Source organism: Micromonospora sp. NPDC092111 (assembly GCF_044755745.1).
In the GTDB taxonomy this organism is placed as follows: domain Bacteria; phylum Actinomycetota; class Actinomycetes; order Mycobacteriales; family Micromonosporaceae; genus Micromonospora.
The window spans coordinates 310,623-328,475 of record NZ_JBIVRQ010000001.1; the positions used below are offsets into that span (position 1 = coordinate 310,623).

Here is a 17,853-nt window from a genome sequence, read left to right on the forward strand (position 1 = left end):
CCGACGGCCCGCGCCGGATCGCCGTCCGTTGACGCCGTGGGGACGGGTCAGCCCCGCCGACCGCCGCTGCTCGCGCGGACGACGAGCGCCGGCTCGACCTGCGGACCCGGCACACCCGCGCCGGCCCCGTCGAACAGCTCCAGCAGGGCGGCCACGCAGCGGCGGCCCACCTCGTCGAAGTCCTGCCGGACGGTGGTCAGCGGCGGCGAGAAGTACTCGGCCTCCGGGATGTCGTCGAAGCCGACCACGCTGACGTCCCCGGGGACCCGCACGCCGCGCTGGTGCAGGGCGCGCAGCAGGCCGAGCGCCTGGTGGTCGTTGGCGCAGAACACCGCCGTGACGTCGGGCCGCTCGGCCAGCGACTGGCCCAGCTCGTAGCCGGCCCGGGGGCTCCAGTCGCCGACGATGACCGGGGGGACCGGGCGGCCCGCCCGCTCCAGGGTCTGCCGCCACCCGTCGACCCGGTCGCGGGCCTCCAGCCAGTCCCGTGGGCCGGCGAGGTGCCACACCGTGTCGTGCCCGAGGTCGAGCAGGTGCCGGACGGCCAGCCGGGCGCCGGTCACCTGGTCGACGGAGATGCTGGGCAGTTCGCCGCCCGCCCCGCTGGCCTCGACGGCCACCGCGGGCACGCCGGTGGGCAGGCCGTGCACGGCGAGGGCCGCCGTCATCATCGGGGCGATCACCACCACGCCGGCCACCGACTGCGCGGTCAGCGCGTCGATGGCGGACGTCATCCCGCCGCGGTCCAGCCGTTCCAGGGTGACGATGCTGATGCCGTACCCGGCGGCGCGGGCGGCCCGCTCGATGCCCAGCAGGGTGGCCGCCGGCCCGTACAGGATGGTGTCGAAGCTGACCACGCCGAGCACCCGGGAGCGCCGGCCGGCCAGCCCCCGGGCCAGGGCGTTGGGCCGGTAGTTGAGCTGGCGCACGGCGCGCAGCACCCGTTCGCGGGTTTCCGGACGGACGCTCGGGTGGTTGTTGAGCACCCGGGACACGGTCTGGTGCGAGACCCCGGCGAGCCGCGCGACGTCGCTCATCACCGCGGCACGTTCGGCCCGCTGCCGGCCCATGGCAAGCCCCCTCGTGGCCGTCGTGGTCATCCGGATGGCGGCGCCCCGGCACGCGGCGGAACCGGCCGGCGCGGCACCGGTCCCGCCCGGGTGTGCCGACCGTACGGCCGGACCGACGCGGTTCGACGGCCCGGCCCGGCGCGGCACGGCAGCCCCGGCGCGGCACGGCAGCCCCGCGCGGCACGGCGGCCCCCGGGCCGGCGGGCTCAGAAGCCCCGGGCCAGCCGATAGTAGGCCTGGTTCCAGCGCAGCTCGTGGGCCAGCCGGCGGGGGGTCGTCCCGGCGTCGATGACGACCAGTTCGGTGCCGACCATCTCGGCCAGGTCGTGCAGCTCCTCGACCCCCACGGCCTGGGACAGCACCGTGTGGTGCGGTGCGCCCGCGGTGAGCCAGGCCTCCGCCGAGGCGGGCAGGTCCGGGCGGGGTCGCCACACCGCCCGGGCCACCGGCAGCTTCGGCAACGGCTGCGGCGGGGCGACCACGTCGATCTCGTTGGCCACCAGCCGGAACCGCTCCCCCAGGTCGGCCAGGCCGAGCACCACCGCCGGACCGGGACGGGCGTCGAAGACCATCCGCACCGGGTCCTCCCGCCCGCCGATGCCGAGCGGGTGGATCTCCACGCTCGGGGTCGCCGCCGCGATGCTGGGGCAGACCTCCAGCATGTGCGCGCCGAGCACCAACTCCCGGCCCGGGGTGAGGTCGTAGGTGTAGTCCTCCATGAACGAGGTGCCGCCGGTGGTGCCGACGGACATCTCCTTGACCGTGTGGACCAGCACGGAGGTCTTCCAGTCGCCCTCGCCGCCGAAGCCGTAGCCGTCGGCCATCAGCCGCTGCACCGCCAGGCCGGGTAGCTGCCGCAGGCCGCCCAGGTCCTCGAAGTTGGTGGTGAAGGCGCGGAAGCCGCCGGCGTCGAGGAAGTCCCGCAGGCCCGCCTCGATCCGGGCGGCGTAGCGCAGCGAGGAGTGGCGTTCCCCGCCGGGCCGCAGCCCGGCGACCAGCCGGTAGCTGTCGTCGTACTCCTTGACCAGGTCGTCGATCCGGGCGTCGGCGACGGCGTCCACGGCCTGCACGAGGTCGTTGACCCCGTAGGTGTTCACCGAGACGCCGAAGCGCAGCTCCGCCTCGACCTTGTCCCCCTCGGTGACCGCCACGTCGCGCATGTTGTCGCCGAAGCGGGCCAGCCGCAGCGACCGCATGGCGGCGTGCCCCACCGCGGCCCGGGCCCAGGCCGCGATCCGGGCGGTGACCCGGGGGTCGCTGACGTGCCCGGCGACCGTCTTGCGGGCGACCCCCAGGCGCGTCTGCACGTACCCGAACTCCCGGTCGCCGTGGGCGGCCTGGTTGAGGTTCATGAAGTCCATGTCGATCTCGGACCAGGGCAGCTCCACGTTGGCCTGGGTGTGCAGGTGCAGCAGCGGGGTGCGCAGCGCGTCCAACCCGGAGATCCACATCTTCGCGGGGGAGAAGGTGTGCATCCAGGCGATCACCCCGACCGCGCCCTGCACGGCCGCGTCCCGGCAGACGGCCAGGATCTCGGAGCTGGAGGTGAGCACCGGCCGCCAGACCACCCGGGCCGGCACGGCCGGGTCGGCGTCGAGCTGCGCGGCGATCCGCCGGGACTGCTCGGCCACCTGACGCAGGGTCTCCGGGCCGTACAGGCCCTGGCTGCCGGTGAGGAACCAGACCTCGGCGACCGGGGATGGGTTGGTCATGGCGTTGCCTTCCGGTGTGCTGGTGCTGGTGGAGGTCACCTCGTGCGGATGCCGACGAGACGCTGGAGCAGGATGAACACGAACAGCAGCCCACCGATGACGATCTTGGTCCACCAGGAGCTGAGAGTGCCGTCGAACGTGATCAGCGTCTGGATGACGCCGAGCACCAGCACCCCCAGCACGGTGCCCAACACGTAGCCGGAGCCACCGGTGAGCAGGGTGCCGCCGATGACGACCGCGGCGATGGTGTCCAGCTCCATGCCCACCGCGATCAGCGGGGCCCCGGAGAGGGTGTAGAAGGAGAGCAGGATGCCGCCGATCGCCGAGCAGAGCCCGCTGATCGTGTAGACCGTGATCTTCGTACGGCCCACCGGCAGGCCCATCAGCAGCGCCGACTGCTGGTTGCCGCCGATGGCGTACACGTTGCGGCCCAGCCGGGTGTACGCCAGCACGCCCGCCGCCACCGCCACCACGGCGAGCGCGATCAGGACGCTGATCGAGACGAAGTTCTCGCCGAGGTGGATGCGGTGCTGGGCGGCGGAGGTCCAGAAGCCGTCGGTGATCGGGACCGAGGTCGCACTGATCCAGGTGCACATGCCCCGGGCGAAGAACATCCCGGCCAGGGTGACGATGAAGGGCTGGATGTCGAAGAAGTGGATGACGCAGCCCATCGCGAAGCCGAGGATCGGGCCGATCAGCAGCGCGATCAGCAGCACCAGGGCCGGCGGCAGGCCGTCGCGCAGCAGCGACGCCGACACCATCGCGGTCATCGCCACCACCGAGCCGACCGACAGGTCGATGCCGCCGGTGAGGATCACGAAGGTCATCCCCACCGCGACGACCAGCAGGAACCCGTTGTCGATGAAGACGTTGAAGACCACCTGGACGTTGGAGAAGGCGCGATATTGGGAGACGCCGACGGCGTACATGACCAGCAGCAGGACGAGGGTGGCCAGCACCGGCACCTGCCGTTGCGGCACCCGCCACCAGGGGCGTCCCGCGCGGGTGGCCAGGGAGGTCGTGGTCATGCCGACACCTGCTCCTTCTGCTGCCCGGCGGGCGTCGGGGCCGGCGGCGCGGCCCGCCGGCGGCGGAACCGGGCCCGGAACGCCGGGGCCTGGATGAGGCAGACCGCGATCACCACGACCGCCTTGAACAGCAGGGACGTCTGCGGGTCGATGTTCATGGCGTACACCGAGGTGGTCAGGGTCTGGATGATCAACGCACCGACGACGGTGCCGCCGAGGTGGAACCGGCCGCCGGTCAGCGCGGTGCCCCCGATGACCACCGCCAGGATGGCGTCCAGCTCGACCCAGAGCCCGGCGGCGTTGCCGTCGGCGCTGGAGACGTTCGCGGTCATCATGAATCCGGCGACGGCGGCGCAGGCGGCGCTGACGACGTACACCAGCAGGGTGATCCGCCGGGACCGGACGCCGGCCAGCCGGCTCGCCTCGGCGTTGCCGCCGACCGCCTCGATCATCATGCCGAGCGCGGTACGCCGGGTCAGCAACGCCACGACCAGGGTCACCGCGAGCGCGACGACGATCGCGAACGGCAGGGTGAGCAGGTGCCCGACCCCGATCGTCCGGTAGGGCCCGCTGTTGACGGTGATGATCTGACCGGAGGTGACGAGCTGGGCCAGCCCCCGCCCGGCGACCATCAGGATCAGCGTGGCGATGATGGGTTGGATGCCGACGACGGCGACCAGTACGCCGTTCCACGCGCCGAGCAGCAGGGCGACGCCGAAGGCGAGGGCCAACGCGGTGCCCACCGCGCCCAGCGCGTTCTGGTCGGGTTGTTCGCTGAGGTAGAGGCAGGCCACCGCGCCGCTGACGGCGACGACGGAGCCCACCGAGAGGTCGATCCCGCCGGTGGCGATCACCAGGGACATGCCGAGGGCGACCAGGATCAGCGGGGCGCTGAGCCGGACGATGTCGACCAGGCTGCCGTAGAGGTGGCCGTCCTTCAGCTCGACGGCGAGGAAACCGGGCCGGTAGACCACGTTGGCCGCCAGCAGCGCCAGCAGCACGACCAGCGGCCAGAACAGTCGGTGGCCGGTCAGGCTCCGCGCGGCGCTCATGCCGCCACCGGCCCGTCCGGCGCGACGCCGCCGGCGATGACCCGCATGACCCGCTCGGCGTCCAGGGAGTCGTCGTTGGGCAGCTCGGCGACCAGGCGCCGGTCACGCATCACGGCGACCCGGTGGCTGAGCCGCAGCACCTCCTCCAGCTCGGCGGAGATGAACAGCACTGCCATCCCGCCGTCGGAGAGCTGCGCCACCAGGCGCTGGATCTCGGTCTTCGCACCGATGTCGATGCCCCGGGTCGGCTCGTCGAGGATCAGCAGCCGGGGCTCGGTGATCAGCCACCGGGCCAGCAGCACCTTCTGCTGGTTGCCGCCGGAGAGGTTGCGCACCGGCACCTCCGGGTCGGCCGGCCGGACACTGAGCGCCTCGATCCAGCGCCGCACCAGCTCGTCCTGCCGGCGTCGGGGCACCGGTCGCAGCCAGCCCCGGGCGGCCTGCATGGCCAGGACGATGTTCTCCCGCACCGACAGCTCGCCGACCAGGCCCTCGGTGCGGCGGTTCTCGGAGCAGAACGCGATGTCCCGGGCGATGGCGGCCACCGGGTTGCGGATCGCCACCGACGCGCCGTCCACGGTGAGCCGGCCCCGGTCGGCCCGGTCCGCGCCGAAGAACAACCGGGCCACCTCGGTACGTCCGGACCCGAGCAGCCCGGCCAGGCCGACGACCTCACCTTCGTGGATGGTGAGGTCGAACGGCACCACCGAGCCGGTGCGACCGAGCCCGTCGGCGGCCACCACCGGGGTGCCCGCCGCGACCGCGCCCCGATCGCCGCCGGCCTCCTCGTCGAGGCGTTCCAGCGCGTCCAGCTCCTTGCCGATCATCTTCTCCACCAGGGCGATCTGCGGCAGCTCGACGGTGGGGTACTCGCCGACGAGTCGGCCGTTGCGCAGCACGGTGATCCGGTCGGCGATGCCGTACACCTGGTCGAGGAAGTGGGTGACGAAGAGGATCGCGATGCCGTCGTCGCGGAGCTGGCGCATGATCCGCATGAGCTGGGCCACCTCGTCGGCGTCCAGGCTGGAGGTCGGCTCGTCGAGGATCAGCACCCGGGCCCGGACGTCCACCGCGCGGGCGATGGCCACCATCTGCTGCACCGCCAGCGAGTAGCTGCCCAGCAGGGCGCTGACGTCGATGTGCAGGTCGAGGCGGGCCAGCAGGGCCTGCGCCCGGCGGCGGCTCTCGCGCCAGTTCACGACGCCGAGCCGGCGGGGTTCCCGACCGATGAAGATGTTCTCCGCCACCGACAGGTTGGGCAGGAGGTTGACCTCCTGGTAGACGGTGCTCACCCCGGCCGCGGTGGCCTGCATCGGCCCGGTGAAGGCCACCGGGACGCCGTCGAGGGTGACGGTGCCGGCGTCCGTGCCGTAGACGCCGGTGAGCACCTTGATCAGGGTGGACTTGCCGGCCCCGTTCTCGCCCATCAGGGCGTGCACCTCGCCGGGGAACAGCCGGAAGTCGACGCCGTCGAGGGCGCGGACTCCGGGGAAGAACTTGCTGATCGCGGTCATCGTCAGGACCGCATGCGGCGCTGCCATCCCAGCAGACCTTTCGTGGTCGGAAGCGGGGCCGCCGCGCCGATCGCGACGGCCCCCCGGGCGGTCAGTACTTCCGGTTCGGCAGGGCGGCCTTGGCCTGTTCCTGGGTGAAGGTGGTCTCCTCGGTCTCGACGCGGGCCGGCACCGACTCTCCGGCGGCCACCTTCTTCGCCAGGTCCATGAGCTGGGGGCCGAGCAGCGGGCTGCACTCGGCGATGAAGTTGAACTTCCCGTCGGCCAGCGCCTGCATGCCGTCCTTGACCGCGTCGACGGTGATGATGGTGATGTCCTTGCCGGGCGTCTTACCGGCGGCCGTGATCGCCTCCAGCGCGCCCAGCCCCATGTCGTCGTTGTGCGCGAACAGCACGTCGATCTTCGGGTTGGCCTTGAGGAACTGCTCCATCACCTGCTTGCCGCCGGCCCGGGTGAAGTCACCGCTCTGCGACGCGACGACCTTCAGGTGGGGGTTGGTGGCGATCGCCTCGGCGAAGCCCTTCTTGCGGTCGTTGGCGGGCGCCGATCCGGTGGTGCCCTGCAACTCGACGATGTTCACCGGGCCGGTCGCGGCCTTCTGCTGCGCGATCAGCCACTCGCCGGCGAGCCGGCCCTCCTTGACGAAGTCGGAGCCGATGAAGGTCCGGTAGAGGCTCTTGTCGGCCGAGTCGACGCTGCGGTCGGTGAGGATGACCGGGATCCCGGCGTCCTTGGCCTCCTTGAGCACGGTGTCCCAACCCGACTCCACCACCGGCGAGAAGGCGATCACGTCCACCTTCTGCTGGATAAAGTTGCGGATCGCCTTGATCTGGTTCTCCTGCTTCTGCTGGGCGTCGTCGAACTTCAGCTCGACGCCGGCCGAGGCGGCGGACTCCTTGATCGAGTTGGTGTTCGCCGTCCGCCAGCCGCTCTCCGCGCCGACCTGCGAGAAGCCGAGGACGAGCGTGCCGTTGCCGGCGCCGTCCCCGGTGTCGCTGTTGCCGCAGCCGGCCAGCCCGCTGGCGAGCAGGCCGGCGGCGAGGAGCGTGCCGAGCCCGCGGCGGGTGATGGTGGTGCCGGTCTTCGCCATCTGAAGACTCCTTGACGGGGTGAGGTGGGGGAGGTGGCTGGCGGGGAGGCCGGCCGTCACGCACGTCGGACGGACCGGACCCCGCCGGTGGTGCGACGGGATGCGGTGGATCGGCCGGGCCACGGGGAACGGGCCGGGCGGCGGGGACGGGCGGGGGCTACGGCCCCGGCTGCCCGTAGACGTTCTGGTAGCGGTCGTAGAGCGCGTCGATGTCCGCGCGGGCCATCGGCACGGGCGCGCCGAGCGCCCGGGTCAGGTGTGCGGTACGGGCCACGTCCTCGCACATCACCGCGGCCTTGACCGCCGCGCGCGCGTCGCGGCCGATGGTGAAGACGCCGTGGTTGCGCATCAGCACCGCCGGTGAGCGGTGCCCGGCGAGGGTCGCCACGATGCCCTTGCCGATGTCGTCGCCCCCGATGAGCGCGAACGGACCGACCGGAATCTCGCCGCCGAACTCGTCGGCCTGGGCGGTGAGGTGGCACGGGATCGGCTCACCGCGGGCGGCCCAGGCGGTGGCGTAGCCGCTGTGGGTGTGCACCACGCCGCCGACGTCGGGCATCGCCCGGTAGACGTACGCGTGCGCGGCGGTGTCGCTCGACGGCGACAGGTCACCGGCGACCACGGTCCCGTCGAGGTCGCAGACGATCATGTTGTCGGCGCGCAGGTCGTCGTAGGACACCCCGCTCGGCTTGATGACCATCAGCTCCCGGCCCGGTACCCGCGCCGAGACGTTGCCGGCCGTCCAGGCCACCAGCCCGTAGCGGACCAGTTCGCCGTGCAGGGTCGCCACCCGTGCCCGCAGCCGCGCCACCTCGGCGCCCAGGTCGGGGCTCATGCCAGCACCTCCAGGGGGTCGGCGCCCGGGTGGGCCGGGTGGTGGCCGGCCGGCCGCCGGGCGGCGTTGCGGATGGACCGCAGGCGCAGCAGCACGTCGTCGCCGCCCCGACCGAAGTGGTCGTGCAGCCGCCGGTACTCGGCGTACAGCGCGTCGTAGGCGCGGGCCCGGTCCGGGTCGGGCCGGTACACCTCACGGTCGACCCGGCCCATCGCCGCCGAGGCGGCCGGCACGTCGGGGTACGCGCCGGCGGCGACCGCCGCGTGGATCGCCGAGCCCAGGGCCGGGCCCTGCGCCGAGCCGATGATGCCCAGCGGACGCTGGGTGACGTCGGCGTAGATCTGCATCAGCAGCCGGTTGCCGGTGAGCCCACCGGCCACGATCAGCTCGTCCACCGGGACCCCGGCCGCGGCGAACGCCTCGATGATCATGCGGGTGCCGTACGCGGTGGACTCCAGCAGCGCGCGGTAGACGTCCGGTGGCCGGGTGGCCAGGGTGAGCCCGACCAGCACCCCGCTGAGGTCGTGGTTGACCAGCAGCGACCGGTTGCCGTTCCACCAGTCCAGCGCCACCAGGCCGTGCGCGCCGACGGGCTGCGCGGCGGCGGCCTCGGTCAGCGCCTGGTGCGAGGCGTACCCGGCGGGCGCGGCGTGGTCGACGTACCAGCCGAAGATGTCGCCGACGCCGCTCTGGCCCGCCTCGTAGCCCCAGGACCCGGCGCTGATCCCGCCGTCGACCACCCCGCACATGCCGGCCACCTCGGCCCGCTCGGTGCCGTTGACCACGTGGCAGGTGGAGGTGCCCATGATGGCGACCAGCCGGCCGGGGGTGAGGGCCTGTGCGGCGGCGGCGGTGACGTGGGCGTCGACGTTGCCGACGGCCACCGCGATGCCTTCGGGCAGGCCGGTCCAGGACGCCGCCGGGGCGGTCAACCCGCCGGCCCGGGTGCCCAACGGCGCCAGCGGACCGTCGATCTTGGCGACGAGGTCGGCGAAGTCGGGGTTCAGCGCGGCCAGGTACTCCCGGGAGGGGTACCGGCCGTCCTGGCGGAGTCCCTTGTAGCCGGCGGTGCAGACGTTGCGCGTCTCGACGCCGCAGAGCTGCCAGACGATCCAGTCGGCGGCCTCGACCCACCGCTCGGCCCGGTGGTAGACCTCCGGGTCCTCCTCCAGCAGTTGCAGCGCCTTGGCGTACTGCCACTCGGCGGAGACCTTGCCGCCGTACCGGCCGATCCAGGGCTCATCCCGGGAGTGGGCCAGCGCGTTGATCCGGTCCGCCTGCGGCTGGGCGGCGTGGTGCTTCCAGAGCTTCACCCAGGCGTGCGGGCGGGTCCGCAGGTCGGGCAGTTCGCACAGCGGGGTGCCGTCGGCCAGGGTGGGCAGCACGGTGCAGGCGGTGAAGTCGATGCCGATCCCGACGACCTGTGCCGGGTCGACCCCGCTGGCGGCCAGCGCGGCCGGCACCGCGTGCCGCAGCACGTCGCGGTAGTCCTCCGGGTCCTGCAGGGCCCAGTCCGCCGGCAGCGGCCGGCCGTCCACGGCGAGCACCGCGTCCATCACGCCGTGGGGGTACTCGTGCACCGCCGTGCCCACCTCGGCGCCGTCGCCGACCCGGACCACCAGCGCCCGGCCGGACAGGGTGCCGAAGTCGACGCCGACGACGTACCGGTCCCGGAGCCCTGCGGCTGCGTCCATACCGTCCCTCCGTTCGTCCACTGAGGGCAAGTGTTAGCGCTCACATGGAATCCGTCAAGACGCGTCCGCGAAACACCTCAGAAACCCGACCGGGCCGGCTTGGCACCCGCCTCCTTCACCACCACGCCGACCAGGCCATCGATGAGCCCCCATGCGCTACCCGGGTGAGCGGTCACATTCGCGGACCGGCCGGCGCGGGCGGCCCGGCGGACCGGGCCGCCCGCGCGCACCGGCCCCCGACCGGTCACCCACCGGCGGGCGCCTCCGGGTCACGCCTTGAGGGCGGCGCGTCGGCCGCGCCGCCACCTGCTGGTGTACGGCAGCACGAACAGGTACAGCCCGGTGAACAGCAGCAGGGCCAGTGGGGGCAGCGGCAGGTAGAACACCCAGGCGGGCAGGCCCACTCCCAGGGCGACGAAACAGATGATCACGGTCACCGTGAAGACGATGGACAGCCAGCGGTGTACCTGGCGAAGCCAGGTGTTCCAGTTCAAATGAGACCTCCTCGAAGACGAGCGACCCCGGCGACCCGCCGGGTGGGACGTTCAGCCGGTGGTGGACGTCGGTATGCCGCTCCGGCATGAACATGACGCAGCGGCATACCGCTCACGCGGATGGTCGCCACCCGCGTGAGCGTGACCCAGCGCGAGGATCCACCGGGAGCACCCGCGACAACCCGGTAGCCGCTGCGGGTCACCGCAGCTAGCGCAGCTCCTGGATGCGGATCATGTTGCCCGCGGGATCGCGGAAGGCGCAGTCGCGCATCCCGTACGGCTGCTCGATCGGCTCCTGGACGACCTCGGCGTCGCTGGCCTGCAACTTCTCGAAGGTGCTGTCGAGGTCGTGGGTGGCCAGCATGATCCAGCCGTAGGTGCCCTTGGCCATCATCTCGGCGATGGTGCGGCGCTCGTCGTCGGTGACGCCGGGGTCGGCGGCCGGCGGGGCCAGGAGGATGGACGTGTCGGGCTGGCCGGCGGGGCCGACCGTGATCCAGCGCATGCGGCCCTTCCCCACGTCGTTGCGGACCTCGAAGCCGAGGGTGTCGCGGTAGAAGGCCAGCGAGGCGTCCGGGTCGGTGTGCGGAAGGAAGCTGGTGTGAATGGTGATGTCCATGGCAGTCACGCTAGGTGCGGCTCGGGGCCGGCGCTTCTTGATTCCTGATCAGCCCGGTCACCTGTTCGCCGACCCGACCGGACAGCCGGCCAGGAAACAGACCCCGGTGACGCCGGGGCCGCTACCGCCCGACGCCGGCCGTCAGTGGATCCGGCGGCCCCGGGCGTCCGGCACCCCGGACTTGCGGAAGAAGTACGTGTTGAGCTGGTCCCGCCACTCGGTGGCGCTGCGCACCTGCTCGTCGAGGCGTTCGCCGACCCGCTCGTACACGGCCGGGTCGATCGTCCCGGCGAGCCGCCGCCACCGCTCCCGCATCGCCACCACCTGCTCCACCCCGGCGAAGTGCGTGTCGTAGATGTGCTGCACGACGGTCGACCCGCTGTGCAGGACGTGGGAGTACGGGACGTGGTGGAAGAAGAGGAGCAGCTCGTCGGGGCAGTGCTCGCGCGACTCGTACACCTGTGACCAGGGCGGCGGGTACTGGCCGGTGAAGCCGGTGCCGGTCGCCCGGCTCCGGTCCACGCCGACACCGTCCCGGTCGGCGAAGTGGTACGTGCCCCACGGGGTGTACTCGTAGCCGTCCACGTCCGGGCCGTAGTGGTGCCCGGGACGGACCATGAAGCCGACGCCCAGCGGCGTGGTGTACCGCTCGTAGGTGCGCCAGGAACCGTCCATGACCGCGTGCAGCGTCGCCCGCACCAGTGCCGGGTCACCGCTGGTGGACGGCGGGAAGGTCAGGTCGATCCACTCGTCGAGGACCGCCCCCGGGTCCAGCCGAGGATCCCAGGCCAGCCGGCCGAAGGCGTACAGGTTGGCCTGGGCCAGCGGATGCCCACACCAGTACGGGTCGTCGCCCACGTTGGCGACCGCGACCAGGTCCCCGCCCCGGGCCGGTCCCGGGCCCGGCACGTCCGCCAGCACGTCGGCGACGGTCCGCTCGCCCGGCCCCCACGGCCGGAAGCCCAACACCTCGCTCCACCAGGGGCCGAGGTAGCAGACGTGCCGCTGCTGGCCGGTGTACTCCTGGGTCACCTGGAGCTCCACGGCCAGCCGGGTGGCCGGCATGGCCGCGATGACCGGCGAGACCGGCTCACGGACCTGGAAGTCCAGCGGACCGAACTTCACCTGGAGGACCACGTTGTCGTGGAACCTCCCGTCCAGCGGGGCGAAATGGTCGTACGCGGCCCGGGCCCGGTCGGTGAACCGGTCCCGCCAGTCCTGACGGTGGTCGTAGACGAACGCCCGCCAGTGCACCACTCCCCCGTACGGGGCGAGCGCCTCGGCGAGCAGGTTCGCCCCGTCGGCGTGGTCCCGCCCGTAGCTGAACGGGCCGGGCTGCCCCTCCGAGTCGGCCTTGACCAGGTAACCGCCGAAGTCCGGGATCCGCGCGTACACCTGGGCGCTGGTGGTGGCCCACCAGTCCCGCACCTTCTCGTCCAGCGGGTCGGCGGTGGGCAGGTCGCCGAGCACCACGGGGGCGGCGAAGGTGACCGACAGGTGCACCCGGACGCCGTACAGGCGCAGGGCGTCCGCGATCCAGGCCACCTCGTCGAGCCGGTCAGTCAGCAGCCGCGCCTCGGTGGCGTGCACGTTGACGTTGTTCACCGAGATCGCGTTGACCCCGCAGCCGGCCAGCAGCCGACCGTACGCCCGGATCCGCGGCGCGTCACGGCGGGCCGCGCCGTCCCGCCAGAAGATCGAGCCGCCCGCGTAGCCCCGCTCCACCTGCCCCATCACCGGGTGCACGGCCACGTTGTCCCAGTGGTCGAGCATCCGCCGGCGCAACGCGGGCCGGTGCCGCCGCACCGGCAACTCGGCGTCGAAGGCCGCCTCGCCGAGCCGGACCAGGTGGAACAGCCCGTACAGCAGGCCGGCCGGCGCGTCGGCCAGCACCACCGTCACGTCGTCGGCGCGGGCCAGCAGGAACCCCTCGTCGCCGAGCGGTCCGTCGTCCCCGGTCGTCGTCCCGGCCCGCGCCACCACCGCCGGCAGCGGTCCCGGGCCGCGCAGGGCGAGCACCAGGTCGACGGCGCCGACCGCCGACCCGCCCGCCACCGGCCGGACGGCACCGGCCGTCGGTGCGTCGCCGGACTCCGCACCGACGCCGGTCCGCCACACCTGCCCGCCGTGCCCGGCGCAGGCCCCCGCCACCTCGTCGAAGACCGTGTCGACGAGCAGGCCCTCGCCGTGCACCAGGACCCGGCGCGCACCGAGCGCCCCGAACGCCTCCGCCGGCAGCCAGGCCGCGTGCGCCATCGGTTCCTCGCCGTTCATCGGTCCTCCCGCAACACCACGACTCCCCGTTCCGGCAACCGCAGCGGCCCGCCGGGCGGCACCCGGTCACCGGTCAGCAGGTCCACCCCGCCGGTACGGGCGGTCACCTCGACCGGCTCGGCGCGGTGGTTGAGCAGGAACAGCAGCCGCGTCCCGTCCGGGGCGACCCGGACGGCGGACTCCAGATCGGGCACGTCCGGATACGGCCCGAGCAGATCGTGCCGGGCCAGCACCCGGCGGACCACCCAGCGGACCCCGGCCTGGTCCAGCCCGGCCGCGACGTACCAGCCGTGCCCGGCGCCGAAGGCGTTGCGGGTCACCGCCGGGGTGCCGGCGTAGAAGTCGGCCCGGTAGGTGCCGACCACCTCCGCGCCCTGCGCGACGACCAGCTCGAACAGCAGCCGCGACCCGACCTCCACCTGGTCGGGGCCGGCGCCGAGGCGGACCGGGTTGACCACCGCCGGCTCCCGGGCGTCCCACTCGTCGACCCGCACCCCCATGAGCTGCCCGAGCGGGCCGGGCACGTCCATCAGGAACGCGTTGTCGTTCTCGTCCACCCGCCCCGACAGGTACGTGGTCAGCACCGAGCCGCCCCGGGCGGCCACCGCCTCCAGGCGCTGCGGCAGGTCCCCCTTGAGCATGTGCAGGGCCGGCGCGACCACCACGTCGTACCGGGACAGGTCGGCGGTCACCGCGACCACGTCCAGGTCGACCCCGGCGTCCCACAGCGCCCGGTGGTACGCCAGCACGACCTGCTGGTAGCGGACCAGCCGGGACGGGCCGTCGGAGATCTCCAGCGCCCACCAGCTGTCCCAGTCGAACAGCAGCGCCACCCGGGCCGGGGTACGCGCGCCCAGCGACGCGTCGCCGAGCCGGTCCAGCTCCGCGCCCAGCTCCGCGACCTCGCGGAACACCCGGGTGTCGGAGCGGCCGGCGTGCCCGATCACCGCGCCGTGGTACTTCTCGCAGGCTCCCCGGGACGCCCGGAGCTGGAAGAAGAGCACCGCGTCCGCGCCGTGCGCCACCGCCTGCCAGCTCCACAGCCGCATCAGCCCGGGGCGCTTCACCGGGTTCACGTCCCGGCAGGCGGTGACGCTGGGGGTCTGCTCCATCAGCCAGAACGGCTGGCCGTCCTTCAGCCCGCGCATCAGGTCGTGGGTCAACGCCATCCGGGCCGCCGAGGAGTCGTCCGGCGGATAGTTGTCCCAGGAGGCGAAGTCCAGGTGTTCGGCCCAGCGGTGGTAGTCGACCGGCCGGTACATGCCCATGAAGTTCGTGGTCACCGGCAGGTCCGGGCTGGCCTCCCGGATGGCGGCCTTCTCGTCGCGAAAGTTGGTCAGCATGGCGTCCGAGGTGAACCGCAGGTAGTCCAGGGTGATGCCCGGGAAGGCGGTGTGGTCCGGGCCGCGCCAGTGCTCGGTCAGCGCCGACGGCGGCTCGATCTGGTCCCAGTCGGTGAAGGTGTGCGACCAGAAGGTGGTGTACCAGGCGGCGTTGAGCTGGTCGAGGGTGCCGTAGCGGCGGCGCAGCCAGGCGCGGAAGCCGGCCGCGCAGAGGTCGCAGTAGCAGGCGCCGCCGTACTCGTTGCCGACGTGCCAGGCGACGACCGCCGGGTGGCCGGCGTACCGGCGGGCGACCCGGCGGGCCAGCTCGGTGGAGAGCCGGCGGAACACCGGGGAGCTGGGGCAGGAGTTGTGCCGCTGCCCGTACCGGTGCCGACGGCCCTCGAAGTCGGTCCGGGTCACCTCCGGATGCGCCTTGGCCAGCCACGGCGGGTGCGCGCCCGTCCCGGTCGCCAGGCAGATGCCACGCCGCTGCGCGCCGGCCAGCTCGACGATCCGGTCCAGCAGCGCGAAGTCGTAGACGTCCTCGGCGGGCTGGGTGAGCGCCCAGTCGAACACCCCGAGGGTCACCGTGTCGATCCGGGCCAGGTCGAAGAGCCGGTGGTCCTCCTTCCACACGTCCTCGGGCCACTGCTCCGGGTTGTAGTCGCCGCCGAAGGGCACCTTCGAGGTGGCGGGCAGGCTCATGCGGTGAACTCCGTCCGAATCGTGTCGATCATCGGTGCGCCGATCCGCAGGAACGCCAGGACGAACAACGCGGCCAGCAGCGCGAGCACCGCCTCGGAGAAGACCGCGGTCACCCCCGCCGCGGCGGCCAGCAGGGCGGCGTTGCCGACCGTGACGCCGGGAGCGCGTACCAGGAAGTGCAGGGCCAGCCGCAGCGCGTCGCGGGTCCGGAAGGTGAACAGCGAGGCGATCAGCAGGGCGTTCGCGCCGACCAGGGACACCCCCAGCCCGACCAGCACCAGCGGCACCGCCCACCAGATCGGGACGGCCGCGGCGGGCAGGTGGGCGAGGTTCACCGCGATGACGGTCAGCCACAGCAGCATCGGCGCCCAGACCCGCAGCACGGCGGGCAGGTTGGCCCGGTAGCCGCGCCGGAACGCGGCGGCGGGCCGCAGGTCCGTCAGGTCGGGGCGCTGGTGGCGCAGCGCGTACAGGGCGGCGGAGACCGCCGGGCCGACCGGGAGCAGGCAGGCCGCGACCAGCGGCAGGTTGCGGGGATCGGGGCCGAGCAGGACGAGTGGGACGAGGCCCGGCAGGGTGGTGAGCACGAGCAGCAGTTCGACGACGAGCAGGATGTGGACGGACGCGGCGGCCCGCGACAACGGGCCGTCACCGAACTGCCGCCAGGGCTGCGCGCTCACGCCGGCTCCGGCGGCGCGGACCCGGAACCGTCCGGCTCCGGCGGCGCGGACCCGGCATCGGGACCAGCCGGCTCCGGCGGGTCGACCCCCGGTCGGGGCGCGCCGGGCGGCTGCTCCTGCGGTGCGCTCCCGGGGCGGGACGCGACGGATGCGGTCGGCACGGCCGGCGCGGGCCGGCCGGCCGCGCCGAGCAGCCGGTCGTCGTCCCACCACGGTGGGGTCTCGTCCCGCACCGGGGTCAGCTCGACGAGGGTGACCTCGTGCCGGGCGAGGGTGAGATCGAGGGCGACCCGGCCGGCGGTGACCGGCAGGGCCCGGTGGGAGCGGGCCGGTTCGGCGGCCTCCCGCAGGGCGTCGAGCTGACCGGGGCGGGGGGACCGGGGGCGGCCCATCTCGCCCCAGGCCGCCCAGGCGTTACCGGCCTCCTCGCTGACCGAGGAGCGCAGCAGGAACGCCGCCGTCGCGCCCGGCGGGCCGAGCGGGACCGACAGGGCCAGCGAATGCCGGTCGGCCACCGGCGTCCGGCCGGTGACGTCCACCGGGGCCCAGGCGAGCACGGCGATCCGGCCGTCGGCGTGCCGGGTGACCAGGTGGTCGGTCCCGCGCGCCAGCACCTCGTCACCGAGGCGGGCCATGAACGCGTACAGGTGGTAGGTGGGCTTCTTGATCTGACGGTGGGTGAGCAGGCCGAACCCGCCGTGGAACAGCGCGGTCGGCACCCCCTCCTCCTCGAACATGTCGCTGAACGTCCAGTACGAGAAGGAGTCGACCAGGTCACCCCCGGCGGCCAGCACCGGGGCGAGGTACGCGGCGTGCAGCGCGGTGTCGTGGATCGGGTTGTCCGGCCGGTAGGACGAGTTGAACTCGGTGATGTGCACCGGCAGGTCGGCCAGGGCGGTGCCGTACAGGTGCCGGCGTGGGGCGGCGAACTGTTCCAGCAGCTCCGACGCCGGGGCCAGGGTCTGGTACGTGCCGAACGGCACGTGCTGGGCCGGGCCGGAGGTGTAGGCGTGCCGGCTGACGAAGTCGACCGGCACCTCGTGGTCGGTGACGAAGTCGGCGAAGGGGGCCAGCCAGTCGTCCGACCCGGGCGACAGGGCCGGGCCACCGACCTGGAGGTCGGCGTCGACCTCCTTGACCGCGCACGCGGACACCTCGTACAGGCGGTGGTAGGCGTCCTGGTCGGCGGCCTGCCAGAAGTTGGTCAGGTTGGGTTCGTTCCACACCTCGATCGGCCAGCCGCGCACCTCGTCGAGCCCGTACCGGTCGACCAGGTGGGCCACCGTGTCCCGGACCAGGTCCGCCCACTCCGACCAGGAGCGGGGCGGGGTGACGTTGCCCCGCCACCAGAAGACCGTCTGGTCGCCGGAGGCGAGGGCCGAGGGCATGAAGCCCAGCTCCACGAAGGGCCGGATGCCCAGGTCGAGGTAGGCGTCGACCACCTGGTCGACGTACGTGAAGGCGTGGTGTATCCGGCGTTCGCCCTGGTGGTCGTAGGGGCGGTGGACGCCCACGCCGTCGCTGAGCAGGCCGTGTCCACGGATGTGCCGGAAGCCGATGTCCCGCTGGATCAGGGCCAGCGAGTCCTGGTAGTCGCGTCGCAGAGCCAGCTCGAACCGCCCGGTGCCGACGCAGGTACGCCAGGCGTCGGTGAGCCGCCCCACGGGTTGGGCGGGAACGGTGATCCGCATCGTCGTCCGTCCTCTGGTCGTCGCGGTGCCGGCCGCCGGCCGCCGGTCCGGCCGGGCCCGCAGGACGGGG

General features: G+C 73.2%; 14 protein-coding genes. All 14 read right to left on the reverse strand.

Going from position 1 to position 17,853, the window contains the following annotated elements; genetic code table 11:
• Window positions 1-47: 47 nt before the first annotated feature.
• Window positions 48-1,037: a LacI family DNA-binding transcriptional regulator gene (locus ACIQG9_RS01370; RefSeq protein WP_400397091.1), complete on the reverse strand. Its 990-nt coding sequence runs from the start codon at window positions 1,035-1,037 to the stop codon at window positions 48-50.
• A gap of 239 nt (window positions 1,038-1,276) precedes the next feature.
• The gene (gene araA / locus ACIQG9_RS01375) at window positions 1,277-2,782 is read right to left on the reverse strand and encodes an L-arabinose isomerase (RefSeq protein ID WP_400397094.1); all 1,506 of its coding nucleotides are present in this window, start codon (window positions 2,780-2,782) and stop codon (window positions 1,277-1,279) included.
• A gap of 35 nt (window positions 2,783-2,817) precedes the next feature.
• Complete coding sequence (gene yjfF / locus ACIQG9_RS01380) at window positions 2,818-3,810, reverse strand: galactofuranose ABC transporter, permease protein YjfF (protein WP_400397096.1); 993 nt, start codon at window positions 3,808-3,810, stop codon at window positions 2,818-2,820.
• Window positions 3,807-4,862: an ABC transporter permease gene (locus ACIQG9_RS01385; RefSeq protein ID WP_400397099.1), complete on the reverse strand. Its 1,056-nt coding sequence runs from the start codon at window positions 4,860-4,862 to the stop codon at window positions 3,807-3,809. The genes yjfF and ACIQG9_RS01385 overlap by 4 nt, the downstream gene beginning before the upstream one ends.
• Complete coding sequence (locus tag ACIQG9_RS01390; RefSeq protein ID WP_400397102.1) at window positions 4,859-6,403, reverse strand: sugar ABC transporter ATP-binding protein; 1,545 nt, start codon at window positions 6,401-6,403, stop codon at window positions 4,859-4,861. The genes ACIQG9_RS01385 and ACIQG9_RS01390 overlap by 4 nt, the downstream gene beginning before the upstream one ends.
• A 64-nt stretch (window positions 6,404-6,467) precedes the next feature.
• Entirely contained in the window at window positions 6,468-7,466 is a 999-nt protein-coding gene (locus ACIQG9_RS01395; protein WP_400397105.1) for an ABC transporter substrate-binding protein, read from the reverse strand.
• 157 nt (window positions 7,467-7,623) lie between these two features.
• On the reverse strand, window positions 7,624-8,301 hold the full coding sequence (locus ACIQG9_RS01400) for an L-ribulose-5-phosphate 4-epimerase (protein WP_400397108.1): 678 nt from the start codon (window positions 8,299-8,301) through the stop codon (window positions 7,624-7,626).
• On the reverse strand, window positions 8,298-9,995 hold the full coding sequence (gene araB / locus ACIQG9_RS01405) for a ribulokinase (RefSeq protein ID WP_400397110.1): 1,698 nt from the start codon (window positions 9,993-9,995) through the stop codon (window positions 8,298-8,300). Before araB ends, ACIQG9_RS01400 begins: the two co-directional genes overlap by 4 nt.
• A 269-nt stretch (window positions 9,996-10,264) precedes the next feature.
• Window positions 10,265-10,489 (reverse strand): hypothetical protein, encoded by a 225-nt coding sequence (locus ACIQG9_RS01410; protein ID WP_400397113.1) that lies wholly within the window; start codon window positions 10,487-10,489, stop codon window positions 10,265-10,267.
• A 208-nt stretch (window positions 10,490-10,697) separates the two neighbouring features.
• Window positions 10,698-11,108, reverse strand: a complete 411-nt coding sequence (locus ACIQG9_RS01415; protein WP_400397116.1) for a VOC family protein — start codon at window positions 11,106-11,108, stop codon at window positions 10,698-10,700.
• 141 nt (window positions 11,109-11,249) lie between these two features.
• Window positions 11,250-13,382: an alpha-glucuronidase gene (locus ACIQG9_RS01420; RefSeq protein ID WP_400397119.1), complete on the reverse strand. Its 2,133-nt coding sequence runs from the start codon at window positions 13,380-13,382 to the stop codon at window positions 11,250-11,252.
• Window positions 13,379-15,412 (reverse strand): beta-galactosidase, encoded by a 2,034-nt coding sequence (locus tag ACIQG9_RS01425; RefSeq protein WP_400397122.1) that lies wholly within the window; start codon window positions 15,410-15,412, stop codon window positions 13,379-13,381. Before ACIQG9_RS01425 ends, ACIQG9_RS01420 begins: the two co-directional genes overlap by 4 nt.
• On the reverse strand, window positions 15,409-16,092 hold the full coding sequence (locus tag ACIQG9_RS01430; RefSeq protein WP_400397125.1) for a hypothetical protein: 684 nt from the start codon (window positions 16,090-16,092) through the stop codon (window positions 15,409-15,411). Before ACIQG9_RS01430 ends, ACIQG9_RS01425 begins: the two co-directional genes overlap by 4 nt.
• Window positions 16,089-17,783 (reverse strand): xylan 1,4-beta-xylosidase, encoded by a 1,695-nt coding sequence (locus tag ACIQG9_RS01435; protein WP_400397128.1) that lies wholly within the window; start codon window positions 17,781-17,783, stop codon window positions 16,089-16,091. Before ACIQG9_RS01435 ends, ACIQG9_RS01430 begins: the two co-directional genes overlap by 4 nt.
• Window positions 17,784-17,853: the final 70 nt, after the last annotated feature.

Coding starts and splice junctions, on each gene's coding strand:
- ACIQG9_RS01395 (WP_400397105.1), bottom strand. CDS start 7,466: ATGGCGAAGACCGGCACCACCATCACCCGCCGCGGGCTCGGCACGCTC.
- ACIQG9_RS01425 (WP_400397122.1), bottom strand. CDS start 15,412: ATGAGCCTGCCCGCCACCTCGAAGGTGCCCTTCGGCGGCGACTACAAC.
- yjfF (WP_400397096.1), bottom strand. CDS start 3,810: ATGACCACGACCTCCCTGGCCACCCGCGCGGGACGCCCCTGGTGGCGG.
- ACIQG9_RS01400 (WP_400397108.1), bottom strand. CDS start 8,301: ATGAGCCCCGACCTGGGCGCCGAGGTGGCGCGGCTGCGGGCACGGGTG.
- araB (WP_400397110.1), bottom strand. CDS start 9,995: ATGGACGCAGCCGCAGGGCTCCGGGACCGGTACGTCGTCGGCGTCGAC.
- ACIQG9_RS01390 (WP_400397102.1), bottom strand. CDS start 6,403: ATGGCAGCGCCGCATGCGGTCCTGACGATGACCGCGATCAGCAAGTTC.
- ACIQG9_RS01370 (WP_400397091.1), bottom strand. CDS start 1,037: ATGAGCGACGTCGCGCGGCTCGCCGGGGTCTCGCACCAGACCGTGTCC.
- ACIQG9_RS01420 (WP_400397119.1), bottom strand. CDS start 13,382: ATGAACGGCGAGGAACCGATGGCGCACGCGGCCTGGCTGCCGGCGGAG.
- ACIQG9_RS01435 (WP_400397128.1), bottom strand. CDS start 17,783: ATGCGGATCACCGTTCCCGCCCAACCCGTGGGGCGGCTCACCGACGCC.
- ACIQG9_RS01385 (WP_400397099.1), bottom strand. CDS start 4,862: ATGAGCGCCGCGCGGAGCCTGACCGGCCACCGACTGTTCTGGCCGCTG.
- araA (WP_400397094.1), bottom strand. CDS start 2,782: ATGACCAACCCATCCCCGGTCGCCGAGGTCTGGTTCCTCACCGGCAGC.
- ACIQG9_RS01415 (WP_400397116.1), bottom strand. CDS start 11,108: ATGGACATCACCATTCACACCAGCTTCCTTCCGCACACCGACCCGGAC.